The sequence below is a fragment of the Bradyrhizobium acaciae genome (assembly GCF_020889785.1).
GTDB lineage: Bacteria > Pseudomonadota > Alphaproteobacteria > Rhizobiales > Xanthobacteraceae > Bradyrhizobium > Bradyrhizobium acaciae.
In genome coordinates, this window is sequence record NZ_JACMYK010000060.1 from 14,880 (window position 1) to 41,829 (window position 26,950).

Here is a 26,950-nt window from a genome sequence, read left to right on the forward strand (position 1 = left end):
GGGCGCCGGTGAGCCGGTGACGAGCGGGGCGCTTGTATCCATCCGTATCGCTTCCGGCCATTTGTGCCGCGAGTGAATGCGGATCGTTGCGTGGTCGATGTCGTTGCGGGCAACGGCAGCTGGCGCTGCCGGAAAATACCGATCCGCGATGAACAGCAAGCCGAGTAGCATTGCGCTTGTAAACAGAACGTATCGAAACAGAGGCATCAAACCGTCACCGCAATTCCGGACCGCATATCGGCACCGGCGCCGACCAACGGGAAAAAACGGCAATCGTTCCTGGCGTTTCTCTTGCAAAAGAAGAGGCCGCCGATTGGCGGCCTCGTCGTGTTTGCTGGTGCGCGAACTACCAGGTGGTCCACCTGTCGCCGCGCCAATAGCCGCGACCTTCGTGCTCACGGAAAGTGAACTGCTCGTGCGGTCCCCAACGCCAATTGTCCTCGTGGACAACGACGCCCGAGTCTCTCGGATAATCGTAAGCCTCGTGGGTGTGCCAGCACACTTGCCCAGAGCACACGATGGCGGCCGATGCGCTCATCGCGGAAGCAGCCAGGAAGCCCACGCCAAGAATGGCGCCGGCGACGGTTTTGCCACGCAGTCTCATGTCGGGTCTCCTCACGTCGAAACCATTGCCCGTGCGCCAACACGTCGGAGTCAAGGCTGTTCCTGTTTTCGGGAGAAATATGCAATGCACTGGGAACCGTCGACCTCCGGCGCGGTTGACGGCCTGTGCTTAGGCACACAATCAACTTCCCCAAGGGCTCCGGCGCGGTTCCTCGGCTGCGCCGGAGCTAACGTTTGCGTCGAGCCTAAGCGCAGAATGTCGTGTCGAACGGTGCGGTGTGGCACGCCGTTGGCCGCATCACCTCAAGCGGCTCCAGGACAGCAGACATTTTGTGGACGGCAGACATAAAGGCAGTCGAAGGTCTTGCTGCTAGAGCGGCGCCCGGATCTGCTGTGCGGCCGGCAACGTGAGGTTCTTCGCGGCTCTCGATTCCACGAATAGGCCGGACGTCACGATCAGGGCGAGAGAGAAAAATGCCACGACCGACATGCATGCAAACTGATTGCCAGCGCCCATCGCAGCCACTCCGCGTTTGTTTCAAGCCGTGAACGTGGCAGGAATCAGTTCGTTCCTTGGATCGGGAAAAAGCCGGCGATGCTCGCCTGACCATGGTCGCTGCGAGCACAGGGAATGACAGCACGTTAGGGATCGGGCAGGGCCATGGGGCCCCGAAACGGGCGGCCCAGGTATCTCCGAGAGAGGCTACGTACCTCTCATATGTTAATGCCGGAACCAGCCCCGGAAACGAAAAGCAGATGCTGTCTATGCCTCGCCTGAATCGATGCCCGCCCCGTAGTCAGACGAAGGGTGCAGTTGATGGACTTCATCGACCGCTACTTTTTCGCCGCAACAATTACAGTGACTGTCGTGCTCTGGCTTTACCTAGCTCTGCTGGTGGCCGGTAGCTGACGGCATGACGGCTGTCTGAACGCGAACGTCTCGGTTGGTCGAACCGGCCACAGCCGCCAGAGGGGTGCGGAACGCATGCCGTTCCGGGAAACCCAATCGGCGCGACAACGATAACTCCCAAATCAGCCGCGAAGGTCAACTAGCAGAGGTACTGCCATGCGAACGATCTTGATCGTGGAAGACGAGTATTTCATTGCAGACGACTGTGCCGCGTTGGCACGCCAGGCCGGCTATCACGTTGTCGGGCCATTCGCTTCAGTCGATGAAGCTCGCCCGCATGCATCCGGCGCCTGTGGCGCGCTGATCGACATCAATGTCAATGGAATCGCGTCTTACAAATTGATCGACGACCTGCTTGAGATGGGCACGCCAGTCACACTGTATACCGGGTACGACGCCAGCATTCTGCCTGAGAAGTACGCGCACCTTCCGGTGGTGACCAAGCCGCGAGGGTGCGCCGAAGCCCTCGGGATACTCTGCAAGCAGATGGCCTCGGCCGGATAGGACTGCACGCCATCTCGGCCTGCGGCGTCGAGCTGCTCCGGAAGTGCTGTCGAGCCCGCCGCCGCGACATTGGAACCGCTGCCACTACGGCTGCATTGGTCGCGATCTGAAACGTATTGGTCCCGATGCATGACGCTGCCTGATGTCCGGAAGGGTATGCCTTCCGTCAAATTGTCACGCGACGAGTTCGAGCGGCACTATCGAAGCCGTTTCACGGATCCTGCATTCCAGCCACTGCACCGGGAGATCGATGCGATCGTTGCGGCTGCGTGGGACGCCTACAGCCATTCGCGCAAGGCACCGCGGACGCGGCAGGCCGGACCCGGGTTTTCAGATCCGACTTACGACATCGCCGTCGACTGGCTGGCAGCGCGGCAGGCGATACTGGAGGCTCAACGGCGTCACGATTCGGCTGATGAGCCGCCCCGTATTCTCGTCATCAATGGTTCGCCCCGGAGCGAGCATACTTGCCCTAGTGAGATGTCGAAGACTTGGCGGCTGGTCAAACTGACCGAGCCGTGTCTTCGACGAATGGGCATTGCCGTGGATATTCTGGATCTCTCGAGATTGACATCCGAATTCGGCAAGCAGATCCACCCCTGCAAGGCTTGCGTCGCGACGGCAATGCCGCTTTGCCACTGGCCATGCAGCTGCTACCCAAACTATTCGCTGGGGCAAACCGACGACTGGATGAACGAGATCTACCCGCTTTGGGTAGCTGCGCACGGCATTCTCATTATCACGCCGGTGCATTGGTATCACGCGCCTGCCGCGCTGAAGGCGATGATCGACCGGCTGGTCTGTGCGGACGGAGGAAATCCAGATCCGTCTTCGACGCACGGCAAGCGGGCGGACGAGGCCAAGGTGTTGGAGCTGAAGGGTTGGTCCTATCCGCGCCATCTCGCCGGCCGCCATTTCGGCGTCGTGGTGCACGGCGATAGCGTGGGGGCCGAGACCCTTCGACGATCATTGTCGGACTGGTTGACCGATATGTGTCTCATTTCGAGCGGGCGGGCCGGAGAAGTGGACGGCTATCTCGGCTACATGGAGCCCTACGCGACCTCTCATCGGGCGCTCGACAAGGATACAGCTTTTCAACAAGAAGTCGTGAATGCGGCGAAGGCGCTAGGAAATGCCGTGAAGCTCGCACGTGCAGGGAAGCTTGAAAATCCCGGAGCGGGCATCGACGATCCCAATCCGAAATGAAGCGTTGGCCAACACCGCGGGCCCTTCAGGGCTGCCCGGATCCGCCCGCAGATCCGTAGACCTGCCCCGTCGCGTAGCTCGCATCACCTGCGGCGAGCTGCACATAGATCGATGCGAGCTCTGCGGGCTGGCCCGGCCGGCCAAGTGGCGTCTGTCCGCCGAACTTCTCCAGCTTTTCCATTGAGGCTCCGCCGGAGACTTGCAGTGGGGTCCAGATCGGGCCAGGCGCGACGCCATTCACCCGGATTCCCTTCGGGCCGAGCTGCTTGGCAAGCGACTTCACGTAGTTCATGGTCGCAGCCTTGGTCTGCGCGTAGTCATAGAGTTCGGGCGAGGGATCGTAGGCTTGCTCGGAGGTCGTCCCGATGATGCAGGCGCCCGGCTTGAGATGCGGCAGCGCAGCCTTGATGATCCAGAATGGCGCGTAGATGTTGGTCTTCATCGTCGCATCGAAATCATCAGATGAGACGTCGAGGATGGAATCCCGCGATTGCTGGCGAGCGGCGTTGCAAACGACGATGTCGAGACCGCCCAGGCCGTCCACGGCGCGCGCAACCAGCTCCCTGCAGAATGTTTCGTCCCTGATATCGCCGGGGATCGCGAGGCCATGACCGCCGTCCGCTTTGATCAGCGCGATCACGTCCTGTGCATCCGGTTCCTCGCTGGGGAAGTAGTTGATCGCAACGTCGGCGCCTTCGCGGGCAAACGCGATTGCCGCCGCGCGGCCCATTCCGGAATCGCCCCCGGTGATCAGCGCCTTTCGGCCGCGCAGCCGGCCCGAGCCCTTGTAGCTGGTTTCACCGTGATCGGGACGCGGCTCCATCTTGCTCGCCAGGCCGGGCCATGGCTGCGACTGCTTCTTGAACGGCGGTTTCGGATGGAGGCGGGTCGGGTCTGTTAAGCTTTCCGGTTTCATCTGCTCATTTCCCTGGCTGCTTGTTGAGGAGATCACCAGACATGACCGACCTCCTGTCCGGATGGACAACATGCCTGGGCGAGATTCGTTGCTGCCTGCTTGCGTCGCCGGGTGCCACCAAGCGGCTCGACCATCCGCGACGCTGCCGGATCAGTGCATCTTGGTCGTTTCTGTGGGCTCGACCGTCACGTGCGCAGGCAGCCGCAGATAGGCCGGATTGAACCTGGCCAGGCGGACCAGTCCGTTCCAGTCGGTGATCGTGATTATCCTTGAACGCCATTGCAGCAGGTTACTGCGGCGAAGTTCCTGGATGGTGCGATCGACGTGAAGCGCAGATAGGCTGCAGGCCGCACCAAGGTCGGACTGCGTAAACGGTGAGGGAATTCGAAAGTCCCTTGCGAGGCCGACGGCCCGAAGACGTACGAAGATCTCGCATAGGAGATGAGCCACGCGTTGCAGCGCATCGCGGCTGCTCAAATTCACGATCCAGTTTCGTGACCCGGCGGCATCGCCCAGGATGAGAAGAAGAAGTGCATGCGCAAGCGACGACGATAATCCGCACAGATCGCGGAGGACGTCATGAGGAACCGAAGCGATAACGACCGGCCCAACCGAGACAAGATTGTAGTCGAGGCGAGCTTCGTGGATCGTAAAGAGATCCGGGACATCACCCGGGACATGGATTGAGACGATCTTGTCGTCGCGGCTGTCGAGGTCGAGCCAACAGAGGTATCCCTGCAGCAGCAGATGGCAATGGGTTGATGTCCCTCCGCGTCGCAGGATGTGATGGCGATGGCCATAACGATCGATACTGCTCGGCAGTTTCGCGAGCAGATCGAGATCATCAGGCGACAATTCGACCAGATTTGCCAGGCGACCGGCAAATTTCGAGAAAACGAATCCTGCTTGCATGGCGCCGCCCGCGATTGCCCCAGCGTCTGAACGTAGTGACGACCGGAACGGCATGTCATTAACCTATGACATGTCGCGAACCTATGACATGTCGCGCGGGCGGACGAGGTCGATCGCTGCCAAAAGGTGGACTGCTGTTCGCGGAAAATGCCACGTCACTTGCGTAGGAACCATCGTTAGTCGCGGGCCTTGGTTGGCGGTCCGCGGTCACCGGCTCCAGCGGACCTTCCGCTGCAACGGCCGCCCGTTGCCGCCCGCATGAGACCGGGAGGACAATCATGGCGAACAAGCGCAGATTGAGTGACGATCTTGAGGTCGAACCGTATGACGCGCCGTCCGGCGGCTGGGGCTCGGTGCGATCGCTTGCGAAGAGTCTGACCCGTGAGCATGTTCCCATCAAGGGCAGTCGTGTTCTGCTCCATCAGAACAAGACCGGTGGCTTCATGTGCGTTAGCTGTGCCTGGGCGAAGCCGGCCGATCCGCGCGTGTTCGAGTTCTGCGAGAACGGCGCCAAGGCGACGACATGGGAGATCACGCACAAGCGCGTCACGCCCGAGTTCTTTGCAGCAAGGACCGTGACCGAGCTCGAAGGCTGGGACGACCATCATCTGGAGGCCGCCGGCCGGTTGACCCACCCGATGCGCTGGGACGCGGCGATCGACAAGTATGTGCCGGTCAGCTGGGAGGCGGCGTTTGCCGAGATCGGTCGTGAGTTGCGTGCGCTGCACCCGGACAGCGCGGTGTTCTACACGTCCGGCCGCGCGTCGCTGGAAGCGTCCTTCATGTATGGCCTGTTCGCGCGTGCCTACGGCACCAACAATCTGCCCGACAGCTCGAACATGTGTCACGAGACGAGCTCGGTTGCCTTGCCGGAAAGCATCGGGGTGCCGGTCGGCACCTGCACGCTCGACGATTTCGACAAGACCGATTGCATCTTCTTCTTCGGGCAGAATGTCGGCACATCCAGCCCGCGCATGCTGCATCAGCTTCAGGACGCAGCCCGGCGCGGCGTGCCGATCGTGACCTTCAATCCGCTGCGGGAGCGCGGGCTGGAGGAGTTCGTCAATCCGCAAGCCCCCGGCGAAATGCTCACGGACAAGCCGACGCGCATCAGCTCGCAATATCATCAGGTCAGGAGCGGCGGCGACACTGCGGCCATCATGGGCATCGCGAAGGCATTGCTGGGGTGGGACGGTCACGCGGATCCGACAAATCCGATGATCGATTGGGCTTTCGTCAACGAGCACACTCACGGCTGGGACGAATTCGCGGACGCCATAAATCTCTGCGAATGGTCGGAGATCGAGAGACGATCCGGTCTGCGGCGTGATGCGCTGGAAGCCGCGGCCGCGGTCTACGCGGAGGCCAAGGCGGCGATGTTTATCTACGGGATGGGCCTCACGCAGCACGAGCAGGGCGTCGAGACGGTGCAGACCCTGGTCAATCTCGCCCTAATGCGCGGCAATGTCGGGCGGCCCGGCGCCGGCATCGCTCCGGTGCGCGGTCACTCCAACGTGCAAGGGCAGCGGACCGTCGGGATCACCGAGAAGCCGTGGATGGTGCCGGCCGACAAGATCAAGCAGCAGTTCGGCATCGATGTGCCTGACAACAAGGGTCTAACCACAGTCGAGGCCTGCGCGAAGGTGATCGACGGCTCGGTGCGGGCGATGGTGCTGCTCGGCGGCAATCTGGTCCGCGCCGTACCCGAGCATCGTTTGGTCGAGCCGGCCTGGCGCAAGCTCCGCCTGACCGTCAACATCCTGACCAAGCTCAACCGCTCCGCGCTGGTCCATGGTGAGGTATCGTTCATTTTGCCATGCCTCGGCCGCATCGAGTTTGACGAGCAGGCCACCGGTCGACAGGCAGTCGCGATGGAAGATTCGACCGGCTGTATGCACGGCTCGCGTGCCCAGGTGACGCCGGCCAGCCCGCATTTGCTATCCGAGCCGAGGATCATCGCTGAATTGGCGAAGGCTGCGGCGCCGGGGCGCTCGACCATTCCCTGGGATGATTGGGTGGCTGATTACAGCCGGATTCGCGACGCGATCGCGGCGACCTATCCAGATATCTTCCACGACTTCAACGCCCGGCTCTGGCAGCCCGGTGGCTTCCACCGGCCGCTCGCGGCGCGCAAGCGGCAATGGAAGACGAAGACCGGAAAGGCCAACTTTATCGTGCCGGTTTCGCTTGCCAGCGATCCAAAGACTGAGACGAAAGATCCCGACGTGGTGCAGCTCATCACGCTGCGCAGCAATGGCCAGTTCAACACGACGATCTACAGCTACGACGACCGGTTTCGCGGCATCCATGGCTCGCGCCATGTGGTGCTGATGCATCCAGGGGACATTGAGCGGTTTGCGCTGAAGGAAGGCGCGTTGGTGACGCTGGCAACGGCGGCTAATGACGGCGTGATGCGTGAGGTCGCTGGCCTCCGCATTGTGGCGTACGACATTCCCCAGGGATGCATCGCCGGCTACTATCCCGAGTGCAATCCGCTGTTACCGCTCTGGCATCACGAGAAGAAGGCGAAGACGCCTGCGGCCAAGTCGATCCCGGTGCGGGTGAGGGCGGAAGCGTAATCTGAAGTCGCGCATGTTGCGGTACGATCGCCACATTCGAGCATACACGGACGCGTGGCGTCTTTGTCGCGACATTCTGTCCGAGCTTTGCACGCCATCCGATGAGCGGGGAACGCGGATATTAATGGCCGAATGACGAATTCTCTGGCGCCCAAGTTCCAGGCGCAGCTTTGGTTAGCAACTTTCCTGAACAAGGTTTATTGTATTTGCATCACTGGCCGAGGCTCTGTCCGTAGGCGTCGGTGGCTGAGAGACCGAGTGCGCTCCCGCCTGCAAGGTCGAGGGAGCGTGCAATGACGCTAGCCAGCCCGATTCCAGCTATCCCCAGATCACGCCCGACGTTTGCACATGACGCGGCCATCATCGATAACTCCCGAGCCGTTATCGCGCGATCGCTGGACATTCTGAAGCAATGCCAGCCCGGGACATTCCTCGGAAGCCAACGGCGTGAGGAGACTTTCTGGCAACAATTGGCGAATATTCAAGCGCCTGCCCTAATTCCATGATGGAAAGGCGAGACCAAAGAAACGGCCCCAGCGGGGGGCACAGGCTGAGGCCGCTCTTGCACTATGGTGTCCAAGAGCCGCCGGCAGGGACAGCCCTCGAACGTGCGACAACTGGCGCCGCGTGGGGCCAGTTCCTAACCGATCAAAAGGCAGCTGACGCCGACGACGAGTGCGAGAAACGATAATCCCGCGATGCTCAGGAAGCCGAAGTCCACGCCGTCCATTTTCTCCAATCTGAACATCCAGGCAGTCTGCGCCTCGGTCCCAGCCGACGGCATTTAAGTATGCATGTCAGTAAGGGTGTCCTAATTCGTCGGCATCAAAAAAGAAGCGGCCCCAACGAGAGCGGCGAGCTGGGGCCGTCTTCGTTCCGTTACTGCGTCATCGACCGCGTCAGCCGGTTTTGGGACCCGTTACCCGGATCCGCTGGAGCAATTTCTTGTCGGCCTCGAGGAAGCGCTCGAGATGCGAGGAGAATTGATGGCTGAGCGCCAATCGTCGCCAGGATTGCGCCAGCAGTTCGTAATCCTTGCGCGCTGTTTCGTCGCTCGACGTTGCGGCGCGTCGGTCGGCATCGTCGGCCAATTGCCGACATTTCGCTATCTGGCCGGTTGAATCGTGCAGCATCGCTGTCCTTCATGGCAAGGATGCATCGAACAGATCAACTCGCCGGTGATCGATCTTAGCTGATGTTGGGCCTCAAGGTCCGCAGTTGCGCGGCGACGAGGCGTAGCTCGTCAGCCAATTGCGCATTGCGCAGGCGAGTCTCGCTGACGGTTGAGAGGTCGGCGACCAGCGCCCGCTCTGCGGCCGTCTGCTCCAGCTGCTCGATACGTCTTTCGATCTCGGTCATTACGCATCCCCCGTCCGATATCGTGACGCGGGCATCGTGAGTCAACTTGCCAAGGTGCGCCTTAACATTTGCAAAGCGCGCGCCGGATTTCTTTTCTCCGCAGCGCCTGCTCGTCCTCGGAATTAACCAACGTCATGGTTCACGGCCTCGCACTACGCTATGGCGGAGGATGGATGATCGGGGAATCGTGCGTGGCGGCCTATCGGGTGTAGTTCTGGACCATGACGGGCACGTTACCGATCCGCCGCGCATCTTGGATTGCGCCAACGATGCGGAGGCGGCCCGGCAGGCCCCGGCAACATCTGGACGGCAAGGTCATCGAGATCTGGGAAGGTGCACGGCGGATTTTCGCGCTTGAACCAGAGCATTAGGCACCTCGGAACCCAGCTGCAATCACGCGCGCAGGATCATGCCCGCGAGGCTCTGCGCCATGGCGCGATGGTCGAGGGGCTTTTCCCACAACGCGATGTCCGCGAACTCGTTATTGATCACGATCCTGTCGTATCCCGAGGTGAATACGATCGGCACGCCGCGCGCGCGCAGCTCACGCGCGACCGGATAGATCATCTGCTTGCGGATGTTCACGTCGAGCACCGCGCCGTCGATGACGCCGCCATCGTGCAGCATGCGAATGGCGTCGTCGATGTCGCCGACCGGACCGGCGATGTCGGCGCCGAGCGAACGGAATGCGCTGCCCATGTCATCGGCGAGAAAATATTCGTCTTCGACAATCAGGACGCGCCGTCCGGTCAGGAGGGGACGTTCGCGCGAACCGGCAGCAAATTCAGACATATCGGCTCCAGCCTTCCGGCGTGAAATCACCGCAAAATTGGAACATAGGACGAAAGCACGCCTTGTTGCAAACAACGTTGAAAGGGCCAGTTCCATGCCCAATCGCGACATCATCGTCATCGGCGGTTCGGCGGGAGCGACTGCACCTTTGAAGGTTATTCTCGGCCGGTTGCCGACCGACCTGCCGGCCGCGATATTCGTCGTATTGCACATACCGGCACACGGCATCGGCATCCTCTCGACGGTGGCGAGCGCGGCCGGCAAGCTGCCGGTCCGACAGGCGGAAAGCGGCATGGTGATCGAGAACGGCCATGTCTACCTTGCGGCGCCGGACCATCATCTCCTGATCCATGACGGCCATATGATGCTCGGGCGGGGGCCGCGCGAGAACCTGGTGCGGCCAGCGATCGACGCGTTGTTTCGCTCGGCCGCGCTGCACTACGGACCGCGGGTGATCGGCGTGGTACTGAGCGGCCTGTTGTCCGACGGCGCGGCGGGTCTCAACGCGATCAAGCGTTGCGGGGGGATTGCATTGGTTCAGGAGCCCCAGGACGCCATCTCCGACGAAATGCCGCTTCGGGCGCTGGAGGCGACCACGGTCGACCTGTGTGTTCCGGGAGCACGGCTTGGCGATGTGCTGTCGGATCTGGTTCGGGAGCGAGCCGGCGCCGTTCTGCCGATTCCGCCCGAGATCGTGCTGGAGGTGAAAATTGCAGCGGGGGAACGGATCGGTAGCGATACGCTGGTCGAGATTGCCGATCCGGCACCGCTGACCTGTCCGGGGTGCGGAGGTGTTCTTTCCGTGCTCAGGATGGGCCATCCGCTGCGATTTCGCTGTCAGGTCGGCCATGCCTATACGGCCGATGCCCTTGCCAAGGAGCAGGAGGGCCGGGTCGATGAGGCGCTTCGGGTCGCGCTGCGCATCATCGAGGAGCGTGCTGAGCTGGTGCACCGGATGGCCGAGGACGGCCGCCAGAGCGGACGTGCGGCAGTCGCGCAGATGTACGACGCTCGCGCCGCCGAGTATCGCGAATATGCCGACATGATCCGCAGCGTCATGCTAGAATCACTCGATCCGAAGCGACCGGCGCGGAAGGAACCGTGATGGCCAGCGCTGAACATGCGAACTGGGCCGCGCAATTGCGGTCTGAGCGAGCGCAGTTGGTGAAGGCAGACGTCGATATCGAGGAGGGCTGGACGCGTATTCGCAATCAGCAGGATCTCCTGGATTGGCTGCAGCGGGCCGGCCACGATACCAACCAGGCTGAGCGCCTGATCAGCCTGCTCAAGGAAACTTTGGTCGAGTGGGAGCGGCATCGCACCCTGATCGTGCAGCGGGTCGCTTACCTCGAAGAGCGGGTCAGATCTCAACTAGCCTAGGGAGGAGAATCGAGGACCCGCCTTGGTGCGCTGAATTCCGCTCGAGCCCTAGCAGATGGTCAAACTGTTGCAGGATGCGCCGACGCCAGGGGGCACTCCCGTCAAGGAGACGTCGGGCATCGGCGACCGCTGTTCCGTGCGCCTGATCGGGCCGGAAGCTCTCCGGCTGCGTTTATCGTCGGGTCCGCTGCCGTCAAGCGAACATGACGGGCTCCGGCTTTGGAGGGCAATCGGCCGGCATTGAGGTTCCCGGCAGATCGGAAAATTCCCACTTATCCCATTGGGATAGGACTAAACTCTGCTATCAAAAGGCGCGGGCGAGACGCCGGCAGGAGAACGAGAGCCGCTGCAATCATGGATGATGTTGGCCAACCCGAGGGCGGAGACGAAGAGCGCCAATCCAAGGCGCCGCTGGTCGTGGGCGTGGGCGCGTCCGCTGGCGCGCTTGATAGCATCGAACGATTCTTCTCGAAGCTGACGCTTAATCCGGACCAGGCCATCGTGCTCGTGTTGCAGTACCGGGATGCGATCGAAGACGGCCGGCTGCGCCAAGCGCTGCAACAATCGGATGGAGCGAAACTATCGGAGATCAGTGACGGTCAACTCGTGGAAGGGGGCACGATCCATCTTTGTCCGTCCGACATGGTCACCACCATGCATGGCGACCGTTTCGCGGTCCGGCGCGCGGAGCAAGCTCGGGGCGAGCGGGCGACCATCGACAGCTTTCTGGTCTCGCTGGCCGAGGGGCGTGCCGAGCAATCCATCGGCGTGGTGCTTGCCGGCACCGGCGGCGACGGCACGCTCGGGGTTGCGACCCTGAAGGATCATGGCGGCCTGGCAATCGCCGAGCGTATCGGGGACGGCCAATCCGACCCGCACAATGAAGGCAATTCGGCAGTTGCGATCGCCGACTTCGTGCTACCGCCCGAGGACATTCCCGAGCATATCGACGTTTATGCTCGACACCTTCGCCGGCTCGACGAGAAGCAAGGCTTTGACGAGGTGTTGGCCGCAGCCGCAACTTCGCTCGCGCGTATTGCGGATATCCTCCGCAACAAGACCGGTAACGACTTCCACGGCTACAAGCAGAACACGTTCCTGCGCCGTGTCCAGCGCCGCATGCAGGTGGTGCAGATCGACGATATTTCCGCCTATGTCGATTTCCTGAGGAACGACAAGGACGAGGCGCAGCACCTGTTCAACGACCTCCTGATCGGGGTCACGGAGTTTTTCCGTGACAAGAAGGAGTTCGACGTTCTGGAAACGCAGGTCATCCCGAAGATTTTCGAGGGAAAGGGGGCTGGCCAGCAGGTGCGCGTCTGGGTGCTTGGCTGTGCCACGGGGGAGGAGGCCTATTCGATCGGCATCCTGCTCCGCGAGCACATGGCCGGCCTCGACTCGGTGCCGCAGGTGCAGATCTTCGCGACCGATATCGACGGCCGTGCACTCGCCACCGCGCGGGTCGGTCGATATCGGACCAGCATCGAAAACGACATGACGCCGGAGCGGCTGGCGCGCTGGTTCGTGCGCGAGGGCGACACTTATTGCATCGTCAAGGAGCTGCGCGAGATGTGCATCTTCTCGCAGCACAACGTCATCAAGGATGCGCCGTTCTCGAAGCTCGATCTGGTCTCGTGCCGCAACCTCCTGATCTATCTCAACGCCGAGCTGCAGAACCGTGTGATCCCGCTGTTCCACTTCGCGCTGCTCGCGGATCGCTTCCTGTTTCTCGGCAACTCAGAGAACGTCACGAGGCATCCCAAGCTGTTCGCTCCGGTTGATCGCCGCGCGCGCATCTTCAGAAAGCTCGAGACCGGGACGAGGCTGCCGCCGGAATTTCCCATCACCACGGCTGCCGGAAGAGCCGCGATCGACATCCCGGCCGTGCGCTCCATCGGCCCCGATGTCGGCCTCGAGCGCCGCGCCCAGCGTCTCGCCGAGCGCTATGCGCCGGCCTATGTGATCACCGACGACCATTTCCACATCCTGCATTTTTCCGGCCGCACCGGCCGCTACATCGAGCCGACCGCCGGCGCGGCGACGCTCGACCTGCTGCAACTCGTTCATCGCGATCTGAGGCTTGAACTGCGTACCGCCTTAAGCCGTGCCGTTGAAACGAATGAGGCCGCGCACGCCGAGCAGGTGCAACTCGGCGTCAATGGACATCGCGTGCTGGTCGATATCACGGTCGAACCAATTCCGGATGCGCCCGCGGGGCAGCGCAATTTCGTGGTCCTGTTCAAGGATGGTCCGATCCGCCCGGTGGATCAGCCCGAGAACAATCCCGATGCTCTGGTCAGGACCGAGCATGTCGAGCGGCTGGAGAGCGAGCTGCGCGCTACCCGCGAACGGCTGCAAGCCACGATCGAGGAACTCGAAAGCACCAATGAGGAGTTGAAGTCCTCCAACGAAGAATACCAGTCGCTCAATGAGGAGCTGCAATCGGCCAACGAGGAACTTGAGACCTCGCGCGAGGAATTGCAGTCGGTCAATGAGGAGCTGACCACGGTCAACGGCGAACTGGCGCACCGCGTGCAGGAGCTGACCCGGGCCACCAGCGACCTGAAGAACTTCCTCGAAAGCACCCAGATCGCAACGGTGTTCCTGGACAACGATCTGAAGGTGATGAACTTCACGCCGGCGATCACGCAGTTGCTGCATCTGGTCGAGACCGATGTCGGCCGCCCGATCGCGCATATCAAGGCGCGCATTCCGATCGAGGAGCTTTACGACGACGTTCGCCGCGTGCTGCGGACGTTGGCGAGTGCCGAACGCGAACTGACTGCGCCCGACAGCGGCACCCGGTATATCGTGAGAATCCTGCCTTATCGCAGCATCGACAATTTCATTGCCGGCGTCGTGATCACCTTCATCGACGTTACCGCGATCACGCGTGCCGAGGAGCGGCAAAGGCTGCTGCTTGCCGAATTGCAACACCGCGTCCGCAACACGCTCGGTGTGGTCCGCTCGATCGCGCGTCGCTCCGCCGAAACCAGCGCCAGCGTCGAGGACTATGCATCGCATCTCGACGGCCGTCTCAACGCCTTTGCGCGCACCCAATCGCTGGTGACGCGCGATCCGGATGGTGGCGTCGACCTCGAATACCTCGTGGTCGAGGAGTTGCTGGCCTACAATGCCCGAGAGGGCGAGCAATTGAAGGTCTCGGGCCCCAAAATCCGCCTGCAACCCAAGGCCGCGGAGACGTTCGCGCTGGCGATCCACGAGCTTGCAACCAACGCCTTGAAGTATGGCGGGCTGAGCGCGACGGCCGGCCGGATCGAAGTCAACTGGCGCATTGATGATGCGGCCGAGCCACAACAGCTTGTGTTTGACTGGCGCGAACGGGGCGGGCCGGCGGTGACGCCGCCGCATCGCAGGGGATTTGGATCCGAGTTGCTGGAGCGGACACTGGCGTTCGAGTTCAAGGGCAAGAGCACCCTCGATTTCAATCCACCGGGCCTTCAGTGCACGATCGCAATTCCGATGAGCCCGCAAACCATCCATACGCCGAGTATGGGGAACTGAGATGCATCCCCCGATGCTCGAGGGGACGCTCGCGCAGCCGGTGATCCGGCGACTCAATGCCTTGCGGCAATTGTCCGAACGAGGGATCGCATTGCTGCAGCAAGCGATCCTGGAAGGACTGCAGCGCGCACGTCCAGGCGAAGACCTTGTGAGCGAGGGCGATCCGATCGACAGTGTCCGGATGATCCTGTCGGGCTGGCTCTGCCGCTACAAGACGCTGGAGGACGGCCGCCGGCAGATCGTCAACTTCGTCCTGCCCGGCGATTGCTGCGACGCTTGCGTCTATCTGCTGACGGCAATGGATCATTCGATCGGTGCTCTGACCCCGGTTACTTATGCCGCGATCAAGCGGAGCGCGTTTGAGCAGCTCCTGGCGAGCGATCGTTCGGTGGCGGAAGCCATGTGGTGCGAAACCATGGTAAACAGCGCGATCCAGCGGGAATGGACGGTCAATATCGGTCGGCGGGTGGCGCTGGAACGGATCGCGCACCTGCTGTGCGAACTCCACGAGCGGCTGCTTCCCGTGGACATGATCGAGGACGGCTCCTGCCTGTTCCCGATTACACAAATGGACCTGGCCGATGCGACCGGCCTGTCCGTGGTCCACGTCAACAGGACGTTGCAGGAACTGCGCAGCTCGGGCCTGATCGTGCTTCGGGACCGAACGCTGACGATCACCGATTTGAAGGTCCTCAAGGACACTGCGCTGTTTTCAGCGGATTATCTACACACCAAGCGGCGCGGCTAGGTGTTGTCCCTTGCAGCGTCTGCCGCGTGACGGCGCGAATTTCCGCACTGTCTTAACATACTTAAAGTCGCGTCGTGCTGCCCCGCGTTAGGCTTTCGGTCCAGTCACAAAAAAGCATGGGAGAGCGTGATGCGCGATGGCGAGACGGTGGCCGTGCTTCGCGCGGTGCACGACGAAGTCTGCACCGACGTCCCGCGCTCCAACACGACGCGGCGGACCGGTGTTGCATCTGGACTGCTGCAGGCTGTTCGCGAGGGACGCTCGTCGATCGAAGAACTCAGGCGCGCCGGCCGCGCCGCTCTGCGCACCGTCCCAAGCATGTGGCCCTGAAAGTCGCGGCGTCGCCGATATCGCGGTGCACATTTGCAGAGATTTGTGCCGGAACGTGTCTCGACACGCGCACTACCCATAAACGGTGGCTCTGAAGGTGCATCAGTTTGACTGAGAGAACTCCACTCGGACCCCGGCTCCCAACCCCTGAGCCGGGGTTTTTCTTTTCTCGAATTGAGATGCGTGCAGCGACGCGGGCGCGCGTTCGCGTAGGAACTTTGGCTTCACGGGCAGATTGTCAGCAGGAAGTAAGCGGAGGAGGCTTGCATGAACCAGCTGATTTATCTGGTGGGACTGATCGTGGTCATTCTCGCGATATTGTCGTTCTTCGGACTGCGGTAGGCGCGTCATGGATAACGAGCATGGGCTTGCCGTGTCCGCCGCCAACAGGACCGGTCTTCGGCTACAGTGGAGCCCGGTCGTTGCCGGCGCGCTCACTGCGGCGGCGCTGACGGCGATTCTGATCGGCTTCGGTGCTGCCATCGGCCTGGGCGTGAGTTCGAGTTCGCCGTCATGGCGCGATGCATCGGCAGCGCTTGCGCTGTTGTCCGGGCTTTACCTGATCTTGCAGGCGCTGGTCAGCTTCAGCGTCGGCGGGTACATCGCGGGCCGGGCGCAGCGCGTGATCGGCGCTATGCCGGCGGATATGCCGGCGGATATGATCGAAAGCCGCGACGGGCTTCATGGTCTGACGGCTTGGGCGCTCGCTGTCATCCTGGGCGCGGCAATCGTCGCGCTGGTGGGCATGTCGACCGCGCGCCCGGTGATTCAGAACCGGCCATCCGCGACGGCCGCGGAGCCGCTCCTGAGCGCAGAGCTTGACCATCTGTACCGGTCCGTACGGCGCCCGGCCAACATCGACATCGGTTACGAGCGCGCAGAGGCGGGCCGTATCCTGCTGACCAGCTCGAGCCATAGCGGGATCAGCGCCGAAGATCACAGCTATCTGATTCAGCAAGTTGCGGCCACGACCGGCCTGGCTGCTGCCGAGGCGGAGAAGCGCGTCGACAGCGTGATTGGCGATGCCAGAACTGCCATTCAGCGATCACGGCGCAGTGCGGTGATCTTGGCGTTCTCGGTGGCGGCGGCGCTGCTGTTCGGTGCGGTCGCGGCCTGGGCCGCGGCTTGTGCCGGTGGCCGCCATCGCGATGGCGCAACGCTGCCGGAGTGGATGGGTGGCAGACCGACGACGGCCGTGCCGATCGTCTGATGCAATTGAACGTCCTTCAAGGGAGACAATGATGGCGACGATCTTGGTGATGGATCACTCCGGTGACACGAGGCAGCAGTTCGACCCGAACGACAGCGAGCAGCTCGCTTGGGCCAATGCGCGCTTCGCTGAATTGACGGCGGAAGGCTATACCGCCGCAGTGCGGAGGTCCTCCGGCGAGGCCGCACTGGTTCGCACGCTTGATCCGGCCGCCGAGGAAACCCTGTTCTATCCCAGACTGGTCGGCGGTTGACGCCATGATGGCTCGTATGCCCGAGGTGTCGCTGTCGTCTGTGTTTCGGCGCGCCAGCAACACGATATGCGCGACCGCGGCCGCGGTCCGGGAGCGCTGGCAGGCCTATGAACGAATTGAGGCGCGCGGAATTGCGCTGTTGTCCGCATGGCTGTCACCGGAGCAGCGGTCGCAATTTGAGAAATACAGGCGCTTCGACGTCGTCGGCTCAGAATCTGGCAAGCGATACCGGATCTGCTACGGGACATCGACCAACGTCTATGAGATGGACAGCCGAGATCGCGTCGTGCTGGGTTGGTGCTTCCGTCCTGTCGGTTTTCTGGTGCCTGGCGACGTCATGCTTGCCCAGAAGATCGCGCTGGAAACCAACGAGCGCGCGACGCTGATGGTGGCGCGGCCGTTCCCCAGCACCCTTCCTCCGCGCGCAAGTCACGCTCCAGGCGGCTAGGCATTCGGCGTGCCGCAGACCACGCGTTCGGGAACGCGAGTTTCGCAGCTGCGTTTGGCTTGCTTGTGGTGACCGGCCGGTCGCCTTTGCCACAGGAAAGCCGATGACGCTCAATTTCGAAACGCTGAAGGCGACGCTGGTTCTTTACGGGCTCAACGCAGTGTTCGCCATCCTGCTGCTGATCCTCGGTTGGTACGCCTCCGGCATCGCCCAGCGCTTTGTCTCGCGCGTACTTGCCGCAACGCACCGCGTCGACGCCCTGGTCACGGTGTTCCTGTCCAGCCTGGCCCGCTATGCTGTGCTCGCAGTGGTCGGTATCGCCGTCTTGCAGCTGTTCGGCATCCAGACGGCAAGCCTCGTCGCGGTGCTCGGTGCCACGTCGCCGGCCATCGGGCTGGCCTTGCAGGGACGCTATCGAACCTTGCCGCCGGCGTGATGCTGTTGTTGTTCAGGCCGTTCCGGATCGCCGATGACGTGGAGGTCGCCGGCAAGGCTGGCAAGGTGCATGCCCTGTCGCTGTTCATGACCGAGCTGATTACGGCCGACAACACCCAGATCCTGCTGCCCAACGGTTCGGTATGGGGCAGCGCGATCATCAATCACAGCACCTATCCCGGCACGGGCGAGGTGAAGGTGTCGTTCCCGGTGCGCTCTGGGCGTCCGATCGCGCGGATCGGCGAGCACATATTGAAACACCTGCGCGAGGACTCCAGGATCGAGCCGCAGCCCGCGCCCGAGGTCCACGTCTCCAAAGTGGTCGACATCTCTGATGCCGTTGATCCGATCGTCGAGCTGACGGTCAGCGCCAAGGCCAAACCGGCCGAGGCCGACGCGGTGAAGCAGCGGCTCATGGACCTCGTCAGCACGATGCTTGCTGATGCAAACGCCACCCGGCCCGAGCCGTCACGCGCGGCGGGGTAGGGAACGTCGATCATCCTGCCGGGTTGTCGGTTGCCGACTTGCAATGGATATTGCCAAGGAATTAGCAAGGATATCGATATGGGCGCCAACTCCCGACCGTCTTCGCTGAGCTTGATCTTCCGCTCTTATCTCGGAGACTTACGACAGTGGATCGGGCATCTGGTGACCGGCTACGCGCTAGCAGGCGGCTTCATGCTGGTCGGTGCGGTGTCGCTCGTGGTCGCGATCGGGATTGGGGTAGCGGCGGCCTTTCACGCTCTTGAGGTGCGTTTCGACATCTGGATCGCATATGCCGTGGTGGGGTGTGCGTTTCTCGTCATCGCGCTCGCGGGCTTTGTGGTGGGCCGTGCACTGCTCGCGCGTCCGGCACCGGAAGTACCGCGGCCAAGTCGGCAGGCGGACATGCTCAAGCGATCGATTGCGGCCCCCGTTGCGGCCCGCCTGATCGCGGCTTCCCGGCCAGGAGCGGCCGCGGGCGTCGATCCCACGACCCAAGCCCTGGCGGCAGGGGCTGCGATCATGCTCGTCGGCTGGTTCGCCGCATCGCGTTTCAGGCGTCGGCCGGACGCCTTCCAGGATTAGCGATGGCTCCGCGCTCCAGTTGGCCGAACGACCTGATGCTTGCCGGTGCAACGGCGCTGGCAACCCTGGCGATCTATCGACATGTGTCCCAACCGGAGACGCCGGTCGAACTGGAGCAGGGCGCGGAGCCCGCGTTGGCTGAAGAGCAGGATCGCGGACGGCTGGCGGACACGCCACTGCAAATTCCGGCTGCCGGCTGGAAGGATATTCTGCTGCGAACCTGGCAGCAGATCGATGAGGACCGGTTGCTGGCGACCGCCGCCGGCGTCGTGTTCTACGGTCTGCTGGCGATCTTTCCGGCCATCACTGCGCTGGTCTCGAGCTATGGCCTGTTCGCAGATCCGTCCACCATCTCGTCCAATCTGCAGAGTCTTGCGCTGATGCTTCCCGAAGGCTCATTTGCCGTCGTCCAGGACCAGATTGCGCGCGTGCTCGCGAAGGGCACTTCGACCCTTGGCCTAACCTTTGCCGTTGGACTGCTGGTCGCGATCTGGAGCGCCAATGCCGGCATGAAGGCGGTCTTCGACGCGCTCAATGTCGTCTACGAGGAGAAGGAAAAGCGCGGCTTCATCAAACTCAATCTGATGTCGCTCTCGTTCACGATCGCCGCCCTGATTTCGATCATGCTGATGGTCGGAGCAGTTGTGGTCGTCCCGCTTCTGCTGCAGCAGGTTGGCCTGGGCACGCGGGCCGAACTGATTGTCCGGTTCGGCCGGTGGCCGATCCTCGTGCTCCTCCTCCTCGTCGCGCTTGCGGTCCTGTACCGCTATGGCCCCAGCCGAACCAAACCGCGCTGGCAATGGCTCAGCGTCGGCGCCGTTGCCGCGGCCGTGTTGTGGCTTATCGGTTCGTCGTTGCTGTCCTGGTATCTGGCGAACTTCGGGAACTACAGCGCGACCTACGGCTCGCTGGGAGCTGCCATTGGCCTGATGACCTGGATGTGGATGTCCGCCATCATCGTGCTGTGCGGGGCCGAACTGAACTCGGAGATCGAGCATCAGACCGTCATCGATTCGACCGAGGGCCGCCGCAAGCCACTCGGCGCGCGCGGCGCAAGAATGGCCGACACGGTCGGCAAGGCGGCATAGCCCGATCCGCGGCGGGCCGCTTCAGTAGTGCCGCACGGTCGGTCGGAAAGCGATCCAGATCACGACCGATAGCAATCCCAATCCGCCAAGCACCAGGAAGGCCGGGCCATAGCCAACCCACTGCGCGATCCAGCCGCCAAGCGCGGGGCTGAGCGACGCGCCGATGCCCTGGATCGTGATCACGGCGCCTTGCCCCAGGTTGACGCGGCCGGTTCCGTTCAGCGATCGCGCCACCATTCCCGGCACGGCGACGCTCTGCAATCCGGCGCCGACGCCGTCGAGAATCTGAACCGGAAGCACGCCCAACCAGCCGGAGAGGAAAAAGGCGAGCACGCCGCGCACCGGCAAAGCCAGAAATGACAGCAGCAGGACGATCCAGTAGTTGCGGCGCTCGGCCGCGTGCATGCCGGCGATCGAGGCGAGGACCATCACGGCCTGGGCCACCACGATGGTGGTTGCGACAAAGCTCGGGCCATTGGCGTGCCCGCCGGCGACGGCGGCAAGGCCATAGAGTGGCACGATCGCCGCGTTGCCGAGATGAAATGCGGCCAGGGCGACAGCCAGCACCATTAGCGGCCTGTGCTTCACTAGCACGCTGAAGCCACTGGGCTGGCTGTCCGGATCCTCCTCCTTGCCGCGCGCGGCGCGGTGGTCGATGCTATCGGGCGGGATCGACAGCACGCAGGCAATCGTGACTGCGCCAAATAGCGCGGCGAGCAGAAAGACCGCCACATAGCCATATTGCCAGCCGAGATAGCCGGATGCCGCGGCGCCGACCATGTTACCCGCGTGGTTGAAGGCCTGGTTGCGGCCGTTCTGCCGGTTGAACCCGCGCTGCCTGACGATGCCGAGGGTGATCCCGGTGACGGCCGGAACGATAGCCGCGCCCCCGATCGATGTTGCAACCTGGGACAAGGCGACGGCCCAAAACGTTTGCGACACCAGGATAACGGCTGAAGCCAGCACGACGGCAACGCCGGGTACGATCACCCATGTCCGCTTGTGGTTCGTGGCATCGATGCAGCCGCCGATCGGGGTCGTGATCAGCATGCCTGCCATATTGCCGAGCGTCATCGCGGTCCCGATCAGGCCGCTGGTCCAGCCATGCAACTGCAGGAAGACACCGACGAACGGCCCGATCCCGGACTGCATGTCCGCCATGAAGAAGTTCACCGCAAGCAGCGGCCATAGACGTGCAGCGGTAGCGGATGTTTGTGCTTTGCGGCGGCTCATGTTCCATGAACGCGCATAATCGCCGAATGAAGCCCCAGCGGATTGATATTTTTCCGCAACGGCCCTGCGGTCGCGGGCATAGGAACCAACGACATGACGCACGCTTGTGCCAAATGGTTCAGATCAACGTATTGGAAAAGCCGATCGAGCGGATCAAGGAAACCTGCGACCTGATGGGCATCGCGGACAAGTTCGATCGCGCGCTCCCAGAACTCGAGACCTTTCTCGAGGCGGAGGTCGCGCGCGGCGAGGTGAGCGAGACGAAGCTGACTTTCGACGGGCTTCGCTACCTGCGACGGCTGCTGACGGCGGCGCCTGTCGACCGGCACGCCGGATAAGTGCGGCCGTTTCATGCTGATCCAGAACCTTTCAACACCGGTCAATGGAGTTGCCTATGGCGTTTTCTGAGGAAATGAACCGATGCGTTGAGACTTGCCTGTCCTGCTACAGGACCTGTGTCGGTACGGCCATGAACCATTGCCTCGTCACCGGCGGCAAGCATGTTGAACCGGCGCATTTCCGCCTGATGATAGCGTGCGCGGAGATGTGCCGGACGGCGGCCCACTTCATGTTGATCAACACCCCGCACCACAAGCATACGTGCCGCGAATGCGCGGAAATCTGCGGTGAATGTGCCGAGGATTGCGATCGCGTTGGCGGCATGGACCAATGCGCAGCCATATGCCGCGCGTGCGCAGAATCCTGCCGGAAGATGGCAGCCTGACCGCCGGTCTCCCTTCGCGTGGATTCCGGCAGTCCTCGTCTATTTCATCAGGACGTAGATGAGGACAATGATCGCCAGCGCAATGATGACCGACGTGACGATCATGCCGAATGGGCGTGCCTGCCTTGCTTGCGTCGTCTCGGCGATGCTCGGCGGTGCCGGTTCAGCGGGACCTTCTCTGACCATGTCGGCGTCCTGCTCGTGGAAACTCTATCCCGACGCTGCCGATGCAGGTTGGTTCCTAACGCGGTCCGTGACGAGACCGCGCACTTAGGAACTTCGCTTCGAACCTGCCGTTGGGCCTCTTTCGGAGCTGCGCAAATGCAACAAGAGGTGACAGCAGTCGCCACGCGTCCTGTCAATCCCGCTTCGACGGCAAGGATAGGCGCACACCCCATCCACCCGATGCTGGTGCCGTTTCCGATCGCCTGCTTTGTTGGCACCTTGGCGACCGACATTGCCTACTGGCAAACGGCCGAGATGCAGTGGGCCAATTTCTCGGCTTGGCTGTTGTTCGCAGGGCTGATCATGGGCGGCCTTGCTGCGATCGCCGGCTTGATCGACTTCCTGAGCAATCGCCTGATCCGCAGCCTCCCGTATGCGTGGTTTCATATGGTCGGCAACGTGGTCGTGATGCTGCTCGCGCTGTTCAACGCCTTCATCCACAGCCGCGATGCCTGGACCTCGGTGGTGCCGACCGGGCTGGTGCTGTCGGCGCTGACGGTGCTCGTCATGTTGTTCACGGGCTGGCTCGGCTGGGCGATGGTTTATCATTATCGGGTTGGAGTGGCCGGCTGATGGGGATCGATCGGACACGAACCACTCACGTTAAACTTGCCACGGTGCTGGTAACCGGGTTGTGCCTTGCAGGTTGCAGCAAGGAAACAGCGCCTGACCCGAAAACCCAGATCGGTGCACGACCCGACCTGCCGGCGCTGGAACAGTACCTGATGCCGCCGATGCACGTCGCTTCGGTGGTGGGATGGAAGCAGGGCGAGAAGCCAAAGGTACCGGACACGCTGCAGATCAATGCGCTTGCCACCGGATTGCAGCATCCCCGATCGCTCTATGTGCTTCCGAACGGGGACATCCTCGTTGTCGAATCCAAGGCCCCGGGGACCGAGCCGATCAAGCGGCCCAAGGATTTCATCATGAAATGGGTGGAGTCGTGGGCGACGTCGGGTGGCGATACCGGGGAAAGCAATCGCATCACGCTGCTGCGCGACAGCAACGGCGACGGAAAGCCGGAGATGCAGAGCATCTTCCTGGACCACCTTCATTCACCGTTCGGTGTCGCGCTGGTAGGTAACAATCTCTACGTTGCCAACACCGATGCAATCGTCCGCTACTCGTATCACGAAGGCGAGACCAAGATCACGGAGCCGGGCCAGACCCTGACGGAGCTTCCCGGAGGGCCGATCGACCACCATTGGACCAAGAGCTTGGCGGCGAGCCCGGACGGCAACTTGCTCTATGTCGGAGTCGGCTCCAACAGCAACATCACCGAGAACGGCATCGAGGCAGAGAAGAACCGCGCCGCGATCCTCCAGGTTGAGCGCGCCACCGGCCGCTGGAAGATCTTTGCCAGCGGGTTACGCAATCCCAATGGTCTGACCTTCGAGCCGCAAAGCCATGCGTTGTGGGCGGTCGTCAACGAACGCGACGAGATCGGCCCGAACCTTGTGCCGGACTATCTGACGTCGGTGAAGGAGGGCGCCTTCTACGGCTGGCCTTATAGCTATTTCGGTCAAAACGTGGATCCGCGCGTGAAGCCGCAGCGCCCAGACCTCGTTTCGAAGGCGATCGCGCCGGATTATGCGTTGAGCTCGCACGTCGCGCCGCTGGGACTTGCCTTCTATACCGGCGACAAGTTGCCGTCGTCCTATCGGGGCGGTGCCTTCATCGGCGAGCATGGCAGCTGGAATCGGCCGCAGCTCAACGGGTACAAGGTCGTCTTCGTGCCGTTTGCCGACGGCCGCCCGAACGGACCTGCGCAGGACGTCGTCACCGGGTTCTTGAGTGAAGATGAAAAGTCTCGCGGCCGCCCGGTGGGATTGGCGATCGACAAGTCCGGTGCGCTTTTGATCGCCGACGATGTCGGTAACACGGTGTGGCGCGTCAGCGCCTCGGGCGGCCTTTGACGGCACGCCGGCCATCCGCCCCATAAGCCACCAGGTTCAATCACGGAGGCGAAACGTGTCGAACATGCTCGAAGAAAAGCTCAGAGATGCGATCACGGGCGAATTGAAGCGGCAGGCGGCCAACCGGCCGGATCTGCTCCGCGTACAGGAGACCGCGGACCTGTCGGTCAGCGGCACGATCGACCTCGATGCGTTGGTCATGGTGATCGCGGGCTCCGTTGCCGGCGGGCCCTGAACGAGGCGCTTTAGGAACCGATCGGGACGAAGATGCTTCTGCATTTGAGGGAGATCGATATGAACAAAAAACCTGTGACACCGGATCGTGGGCGCCAAAGTGACTGGGGCTCGCATGCGCAAACCGACAAGCCATGGAAGGGCAATCCGGAGAAGGAGCAGCGCTCCGAGGACGAGAAGCCGGATTTGGAAAAGTGGCATGAATCGAACACGAAGTGATGCGCGAGCGCTTGGAGACACTGAATGGATATGGGCCTCGAAATCATCTACGGCATCGCAGCGCTCGTGCTGCTCACGGCTCTGATTTTCGGGGTTCTGCGGTACCATTTCCGTAGCCGGCGCGCGGTTCAGGCTGCCGATCAGATCGTCCGTGAGAGATATAAGCGGAATGAGACGTAATGCTGCGTTACCTCAGCACTTATCTTGGAGGAGACGATGGGACTGGCTCAATATGCGGTGATCGCATCCGGCGAAGAATGGGGCGTTTTACATGACGGCAATGTCAATGGTGGATACGCCACCAAGGAGGCTGCGTTCGAGTCCGCTGCAGCCGCTGCTGCGCTGGCGATCAGGATGGGGCACGAGGTCCATGTCAGCGTGCCTGGGCGAGGGGAGGGTGAGGCTGCTCTCACCAAGCACGCGAGCTGATTTGTTGCCGGTTGTCGGATCGAGCTTGGGACGCGGTGGACCGAACGCCAGACTAGGCGAATAGCAGTGCCGTGACGATCAGCGCCACCATCCCCACGGCAATCAACATCCAGGGAACATAAGCCGGCATCGGCGTACCTTGGAGCTCTCCCGCTCCGAGCCGGAGCTCTGGAGCGGCTGAGCGAGAATCTGCCTAGAGTTGCGCGTGTTGCGTCGTCGGCCGCGAGATTAGACTCAGAGCCGCGCCTGTACCGTCATTCGGCTGGATCTGCGCGATATCTCCGAGTGCGATGATGCCGACCAGGCGCTTGTCCCGGTCCAGTACGGGAAGGCGCCGGACCTGGATCGCTCCCATGTTCTGGGCGATATCCTCGATCTCCTGATCCTCGAAGCAATACTTCACCTCTGCGGTCATGATGTCGCCGACCCTCGAGTCCGGACCTCGGCCCATTCCGATGCCACGAACCGCGATGTCGCGATCCGTGATCATCCCGACCAGGCGCTCATTGTCGGCAACCGGCAGCATGCCAACGCCCAGCGTTCCCATCGCTTCGGCGACGTCGCGGAGCGTGCTATCGGGGGTGCACAGCTGGACCTCGGGTGTCATCGCATCGCTAATCCTCATGATCGCCTCTCCATTTGGTTGGGTGTCTCGACGGCCTAACGATGCGGTTCGGAGCGACGTTCCTAACTTTGTGCGGAGTTATCTGCCATTCTCGGTGGTCAGTTCGAAGGATTTGACGGCAAAATGCTTTTCGATGACGCTCAATAGATCGACCGGCGGAGGGACTTTTTCCGGCCGTCGCCACGAAATCTCAAAGACATAATCCGCTTTGGCAAATCATCGTGGCGTCGCTGTTCTTGAAATCGGCAGCCGTAGTGCAGTGGCTTGATCAAGTTTGGCAGCGCGTCGATCACGCGATGTCAGCTTCACAGGTGACGGTCAATGTCGCAGGGGGAAATCGTTCATTCCTACGACGAATGCCGCCGCGGGACTGCCGAGCCGAGCAGATCGCAAAGCCTGGCTGCATCGGCCGGTGCGGCGCTCTTTTGATCGTTGTCGAAGTAGACATAGACATCGCAGCCCTGCCGTTTCCAGCTACGAAGGCGCTTCGCCCAATCGGCAAGTTCGGCCGGCTTGTAATGCCCACTGTAGCGTCCACCGGGACCATGGCCGCGGACATAGACGAAGTCGGCGGTGCGCCTCCAGGGGGAGGGTGCGTCATGGTGATCGGAAATGCATAGCGCCATATTGCGTTCGGCGAGGAGTTTCAGGATGTGCGGAACGTACCAGCTCGGGTGACGGAACTCGAACGCGTAGCGCCGGCGTCGCTTCAAGAGCTTGAGGAACGAAGCCAGCCGCTCGGCATCCGCGGTGAAGTTGGGCGGCAGCTGGAACAGGATTGGCCCAGCCTTGTTGCGCAGTATCGACAGCCGGCTCTCCAGCAATGCAAGACTATTGACGGAATTGGCGGACAGCCGTTTCCAGTGGGTGATGAATTTCGAGGCTTTCCATGAAAATACGAAATCGTCGCCGATCGCTTCGCGCCAGCCGGCAACCGCCTTTTGCGTCGGCGTGCGGTAGAACACGCCATTCAGCTCCGCCGACTGGAAATGGCGTGCGTAGTAATCCAACTGCCGCTTGACCGGCAGTCCCTTGGGGAAGAACGCTCCGCGCCAGGACGCATAGTGCCAGCCGGATGTACCAATCAAAATGCGCGCCATCGCGAGCTATGTCCAATC

Annotated in this window: 33 protein-coding genes; 23 read left to right on the top strand and 10 right to left on the bottom strand. The window is 62.1% G+C overall.

The window, feature by feature from the left end; all coding sequences use genetic code 11:
* Window positions 1-346 precede the first annotated feature (346 nt).
* Window positions 347-604, bottom strand: coding sequence for a hypothetical protein (locus H8A92_RS22145; protein WP_229197706.1), 258 nt, complete (start codon window positions 602-604; stop codon window positions 347-349).
* Window positions 605-1,648: 1,044 nt separating this feature from the next.
* On the opposite strand from H8A92_RS22145, the gene H8A92_RS22150 reads away from it, so the two are divergent.
* Entirely contained in the window at window positions 1,649-1,978 is a 330-nt protein-coding gene (locus H8A92_RS22150) for a response regulator (RefSeq protein ID WP_229197737.1), read from the top strand.
* 129 nt (window positions 1,979-2,107) lie between these two features.
* Window positions 2,108-3,184, top strand: coding sequence for a flavodoxin family protein (locus H8A92_RS22155; protein ID WP_229197707.1), 1,077 nt, complete (start codon window positions 2,108-2,110; stop codon window positions 3,182-3,184).
* A 25-nt stretch (window positions 3,185-3,209) separates the two neighbouring features.
* On the opposite strand, the gene H8A92_RS22160 is transcribed toward H8A92_RS22155, so the two are convergent.
* Window positions 3,210-4,100, bottom strand: coding sequence for an SDR family oxidoreductase (locus H8A92_RS22160; RefSeq protein ID WP_229197709.1), 891 nt, complete (start codon window positions 4,098-4,100; stop codon window positions 3,210-3,212).
* A 150-nt stretch (window positions 4,101-4,250) separates the two neighbouring features.
* Entirely contained in the window at window positions 4,251-5,012 is a 762-nt protein-coding gene (locus tag H8A92_RS22165; RefSeq protein WP_229197710.1) for a Crp/Fnr family transcriptional regulator, read from the bottom strand.
* A 278-nt stretch (window positions 5,013-5,290) separates the two neighbouring features.
* On the opposite strand from H8A92_RS22165, the gene H8A92_RS22170 reads away from it, so the two are divergent.
* Window positions 5,291-7,591, top strand: coding sequence for an FdhF/YdeP family oxidoreductase (locus H8A92_RS22170; RefSeq protein WP_229197711.1), 2,301 nt, complete (start codon window positions 5,291-5,293; stop codon window positions 7,589-7,591).
* Between the two features lie 899 nt (window positions 7,592-8,490).
* Here the strand turns inward: H8A92_RS22170 and H8A92_RS22175 are convergent.
* The 3 genes from H8A92_RS22175 to H8A92_RS22185 form a co-directional block, all read right to left on the bottom strand.
* Window positions 8,491-8,724 carry a CDK5RAP3 family protein gene (locus H8A92_RS22175; RefSeq protein ID WP_229197712.1) on the bottom strand — a complete coding sequence of 78 codons (234 nt, stop codon included), beginning with the start codon at window positions 8,722-8,724 and terminating at the stop codon, window positions 8,491-8,493.
* A 55-nt stretch (window positions 8,725-8,779) separates the two neighbouring features.
* Window positions 8,780-8,950 (bottom strand): hypothetical protein, encoded by a 171-nt coding sequence (locus H8A92_RS22180; RefSeq protein ID WP_229197713.1) that lies wholly within the window; start codon window positions 8,948-8,950, stop codon window positions 8,780-8,782.
* 393 nt (window positions 8,951-9,343) lie between these two features.
* Window positions 9,344-9,862: a response regulator gene (locus tag H8A92_RS22185; protein ID WP_338026590.1), complete on the bottom strand. Its 519-nt coding sequence runs from the start codon at window positions 9,860-9,862 to the stop codon at window positions 9,344-9,346.
* Between H8A92_RS22185 and H8A92_RS22190 the strand changes: the two genes are divergently transcribed.
* From H8A92_RS22190 to H8A92_RS22240, 12 genes are all read left to right on the top strand, one after another.
* On the top strand, window positions 9,837-10,847 hold the full coding sequence (locus H8A92_RS22190; RefSeq protein ID WP_229197714.1) for a chemotaxis protein CheB: 1,011 nt from the start codon (window positions 9,837-9,839) through the stop codon (window positions 10,845-10,847). The two genes, H8A92_RS22185 and H8A92_RS22190, sit on opposite strands and share 26 nt — an antisense overlap.
* Window positions 10,847-11,122, top strand: a complete 276-nt coding sequence (locus H8A92_RS22195; protein WP_229197716.1) for a hypothetical protein — start codon at window positions 10,847-10,849, stop codon at window positions 11,120-11,122. Before H8A92_RS22190 ends, H8A92_RS22195 begins: the two co-directional genes overlap by 1 nt.
* A gap of 354 nt (window positions 11,123-11,476) precedes the next feature.
* A complete protein-coding gene (locus tag H8A92_RS22200) occupies window positions 11,477-14,647 on the top strand; it encodes a CheR family methyltransferase (protein ID WP_229197718.1) in 3,171 nt (1,056 codons plus the stop codon).
* Between the two features lies 1 nt (window position 14,648).
* Entirely contained in the window at window positions 14,649-15,395 is a 747-nt protein-coding gene (locus H8A92_RS22205) for a Crp/Fnr family transcriptional regulator (protein WP_229197720.1), read from the top strand.
* 129 nt (window positions 15,396-15,524) lie between these two features.
* A complete protein-coding gene (locus tag H8A92_RS22210) occupies window positions 15,525-15,725 on the top strand; it encodes a hypothetical protein (protein WP_229197721.1) in 201 nt (66 codons plus the stop codon).
* A gap of 349 nt (window positions 15,726-16,074) precedes the next feature.
* Window positions 16,075-16,935, top strand: coding sequence for a hypothetical protein (locus H8A92_RS22215; protein ID WP_229197722.1), 861 nt, complete (start codon window positions 16,075-16,077; stop codon window positions 16,933-16,935).
* 31 nt (window positions 16,936-16,966) lie between these two features.
* Window positions 16,967-17,188: a hypothetical protein gene (locus H8A92_RS22220; RefSeq protein WP_163159239.1), complete on the top strand. Its 222-nt coding sequence runs from the start codon at window positions 16,967-16,969 to the stop codon at window positions 17,186-17,188.
* A gap of 16 nt (window positions 17,189-17,204) precedes the next feature.
* Window positions 17,205-17,636, top strand: a complete 432-nt coding sequence (locus H8A92_RS22225; protein ID WP_229197723.1) for a hypothetical protein — start codon at window positions 17,205-17,207, stop codon at window positions 17,634-17,636.
* A gap of 103 nt (window positions 17,637-17,739) precedes the next feature.
* Entirely contained in the window at window positions 17,740-18,072 is a 333-nt protein-coding gene (locus H8A92_RS41055) for a mechanosensitive ion channel family protein (RefSeq protein ID WP_338026592.1), read from the top strand.
* Window positions 18,072-18,557 carry a mechanosensitive ion channel family protein gene (locus H8A92_RS41060; protein WP_338026593.1) on the top strand — a complete coding sequence of 162 codons (486 nt, stop codon included), beginning with the start codon at window positions 18,072-18,074 and terminating at the stop codon, window positions 18,555-18,557. The genes H8A92_RS41055 and H8A92_RS41060 overlap by 1 nt, the downstream gene beginning before the upstream one ends.
* Before the next feature lie 78 nt (window positions 18,558-18,635).
* Window positions 18,636-19,139, top strand: coding sequence for a phage holin family protein (locus H8A92_RS22235; RefSeq protein WP_229197724.1), 504 nt, complete (start codon window positions 18,636-18,638; stop codon window positions 19,137-19,139).
* 2 nt (window positions 19,140-19,141) lie between these two features.
* On the top strand, window positions 19,142-20,227 hold the full coding sequence (locus H8A92_RS22240; protein ID WP_229197725.1) for a YihY/virulence factor BrkB family protein: 1,086 nt from the start codon (window positions 19,142-19,144) through the stop codon (window positions 20,225-20,227).
* 21 nt (window positions 20,228-20,248) lie between these two features.
* Here the strand turns inward: H8A92_RS22240 and H8A92_RS22245 are convergent, their stop codons facing one another.
* Window positions 20,249-21,460, bottom strand: a complete 1,212-nt coding sequence (locus H8A92_RS22245; protein ID WP_274613445.1) for an MFS transporter — start codon at window positions 21,458-21,460, stop codon at window positions 20,249-20,251.
* A 131-nt stretch (window positions 21,461-21,591) separates the two neighbouring features.
* Here H8A92_RS22245 and H8A92_RS22250 point away from each other — a divergent pair, with 131 nt between their 5' ends.
* Window positions 21,592-21,798, top strand: coding sequence for a hypothetical protein (locus H8A92_RS22250; RefSeq protein WP_229197727.1), 207 nt, complete (start codon window positions 21,592-21,594; stop codon window positions 21,796-21,798).
* Between the two features lie 56 nt (window positions 21,799-21,854).
* A complete protein-coding gene (locus H8A92_RS22255) occupies window positions 21,855-22,184 on the top strand; it encodes a four-helix bundle copper-binding protein (RefSeq protein WP_229197728.1) in 330 nt (109 codons plus the stop codon).
* Window positions 22,185-22,223: 39 nt separating this feature from the next.
* Here H8A92_RS22255 and H8A92_RS22260 read toward each other — a convergent pair whose 3' ends face one another.
* Window positions 22,224-22,370 carry a hypothetical protein gene (locus H8A92_RS22260; protein ID WP_229197729.1) on the bottom strand — a complete coding sequence of 49 codons (147 nt, stop codon included), beginning with the start codon at window positions 22,368-22,370 and terminating at the stop codon, window positions 22,224-22,226.
* 135 nt (window positions 22,371-22,505) lie between these two features.
* Here H8A92_RS22260 and H8A92_RS22265 point away from each other — a divergent pair, with 135 nt between their 5' ends.
* The 6 genes from H8A92_RS22265 to H8A92_RS22290 are packed head-to-tail and all read left to right on the top strand — an operon-like array spanning window position 22,506 to window position 25,207.
* Entirely contained in the window at window positions 22,506-22,982 is a 477-nt protein-coding gene (locus tag H8A92_RS22265; RefSeq protein ID WP_229197730.1) for a DUF2231 domain-containing protein, read from the top strand.
* The gene (locus H8A92_RS22270) at window positions 22,982-24,325 is read left to right on the top strand and encodes a PQQ-dependent sugar dehydrogenase (protein WP_229197731.1); all 1,344 of its coding nucleotides are present in this window, start codon (window positions 22,982-22,984) and stop codon (window positions 24,323-24,325) included. Before H8A92_RS22265 ends, H8A92_RS22270 begins: the two co-directional genes overlap by 1 nt.
* A gap of 55 nt (window positions 24,326-24,380) precedes the next feature.
* Complete coding sequence (locus tag H8A92_RS22275; RefSeq protein ID WP_229197739.1) at window positions 24,381-24,560, top strand: hypothetical protein; 180 nt, start codon at window positions 24,381-24,383, stop codon at window positions 24,558-24,560.
* 32 nt (window positions 24,561-24,592) lie between these two features.
* Window positions 24,593-24,778: a hypothetical protein gene (locus H8A92_RS22280; RefSeq protein ID WP_229197740.1), complete on the top strand. Its 186-nt coding sequence runs from the start codon at window positions 24,593-24,595 to the stop codon at window positions 24,776-24,778.
* Between the two features lie 24 nt (window positions 24,779-24,802).
* Entirely contained in the window at window positions 24,803-24,958 is a 156-nt protein-coding gene (locus H8A92_RS22285; protein WP_229197732.1) for a hypothetical protein, read from the top strand.
* A gap of 36 nt (window positions 24,959-24,994) precedes the next feature.
* Window positions 24,995-25,207, top strand: coding sequence for a hypothetical protein (locus tag H8A92_RS22290; RefSeq protein WP_229197733.1), 213 nt, complete (start codon window positions 24,995-24,997; stop codon window positions 25,205-25,207).
* A 193-nt stretch (window positions 25,208-25,400) separates the two neighbouring features.
* Here H8A92_RS22290 and H8A92_RS22295 read toward each other — a convergent pair whose 3' ends face one another.
* Both H8A92_RS22295 and H8A92_RS22300 read right to left on the bottom strand, forming a co-directional pair.
* Window positions 25,401-25,832 carry a CBS domain-containing protein gene (locus H8A92_RS22295; RefSeq protein WP_229197734.1) on the bottom strand — a complete coding sequence of 144 codons (432 nt, stop codon included), beginning with the start codon at window positions 25,830-25,832 and terminating at the stop codon, window positions 25,401-25,403.
* A 347-nt stretch (window positions 25,833-26,179) separates the two neighbouring features.
* Window positions 26,180-26,932, bottom strand: coding sequence for a DUF72 domain-containing protein (locus tag H8A92_RS22300; RefSeq protein ID WP_229197735.1), 753 nt, complete (start codon window positions 26,930-26,932; stop codon window positions 26,180-26,182).
* Window positions 26,933-26,950: the final 18 nt, after the last annotated feature.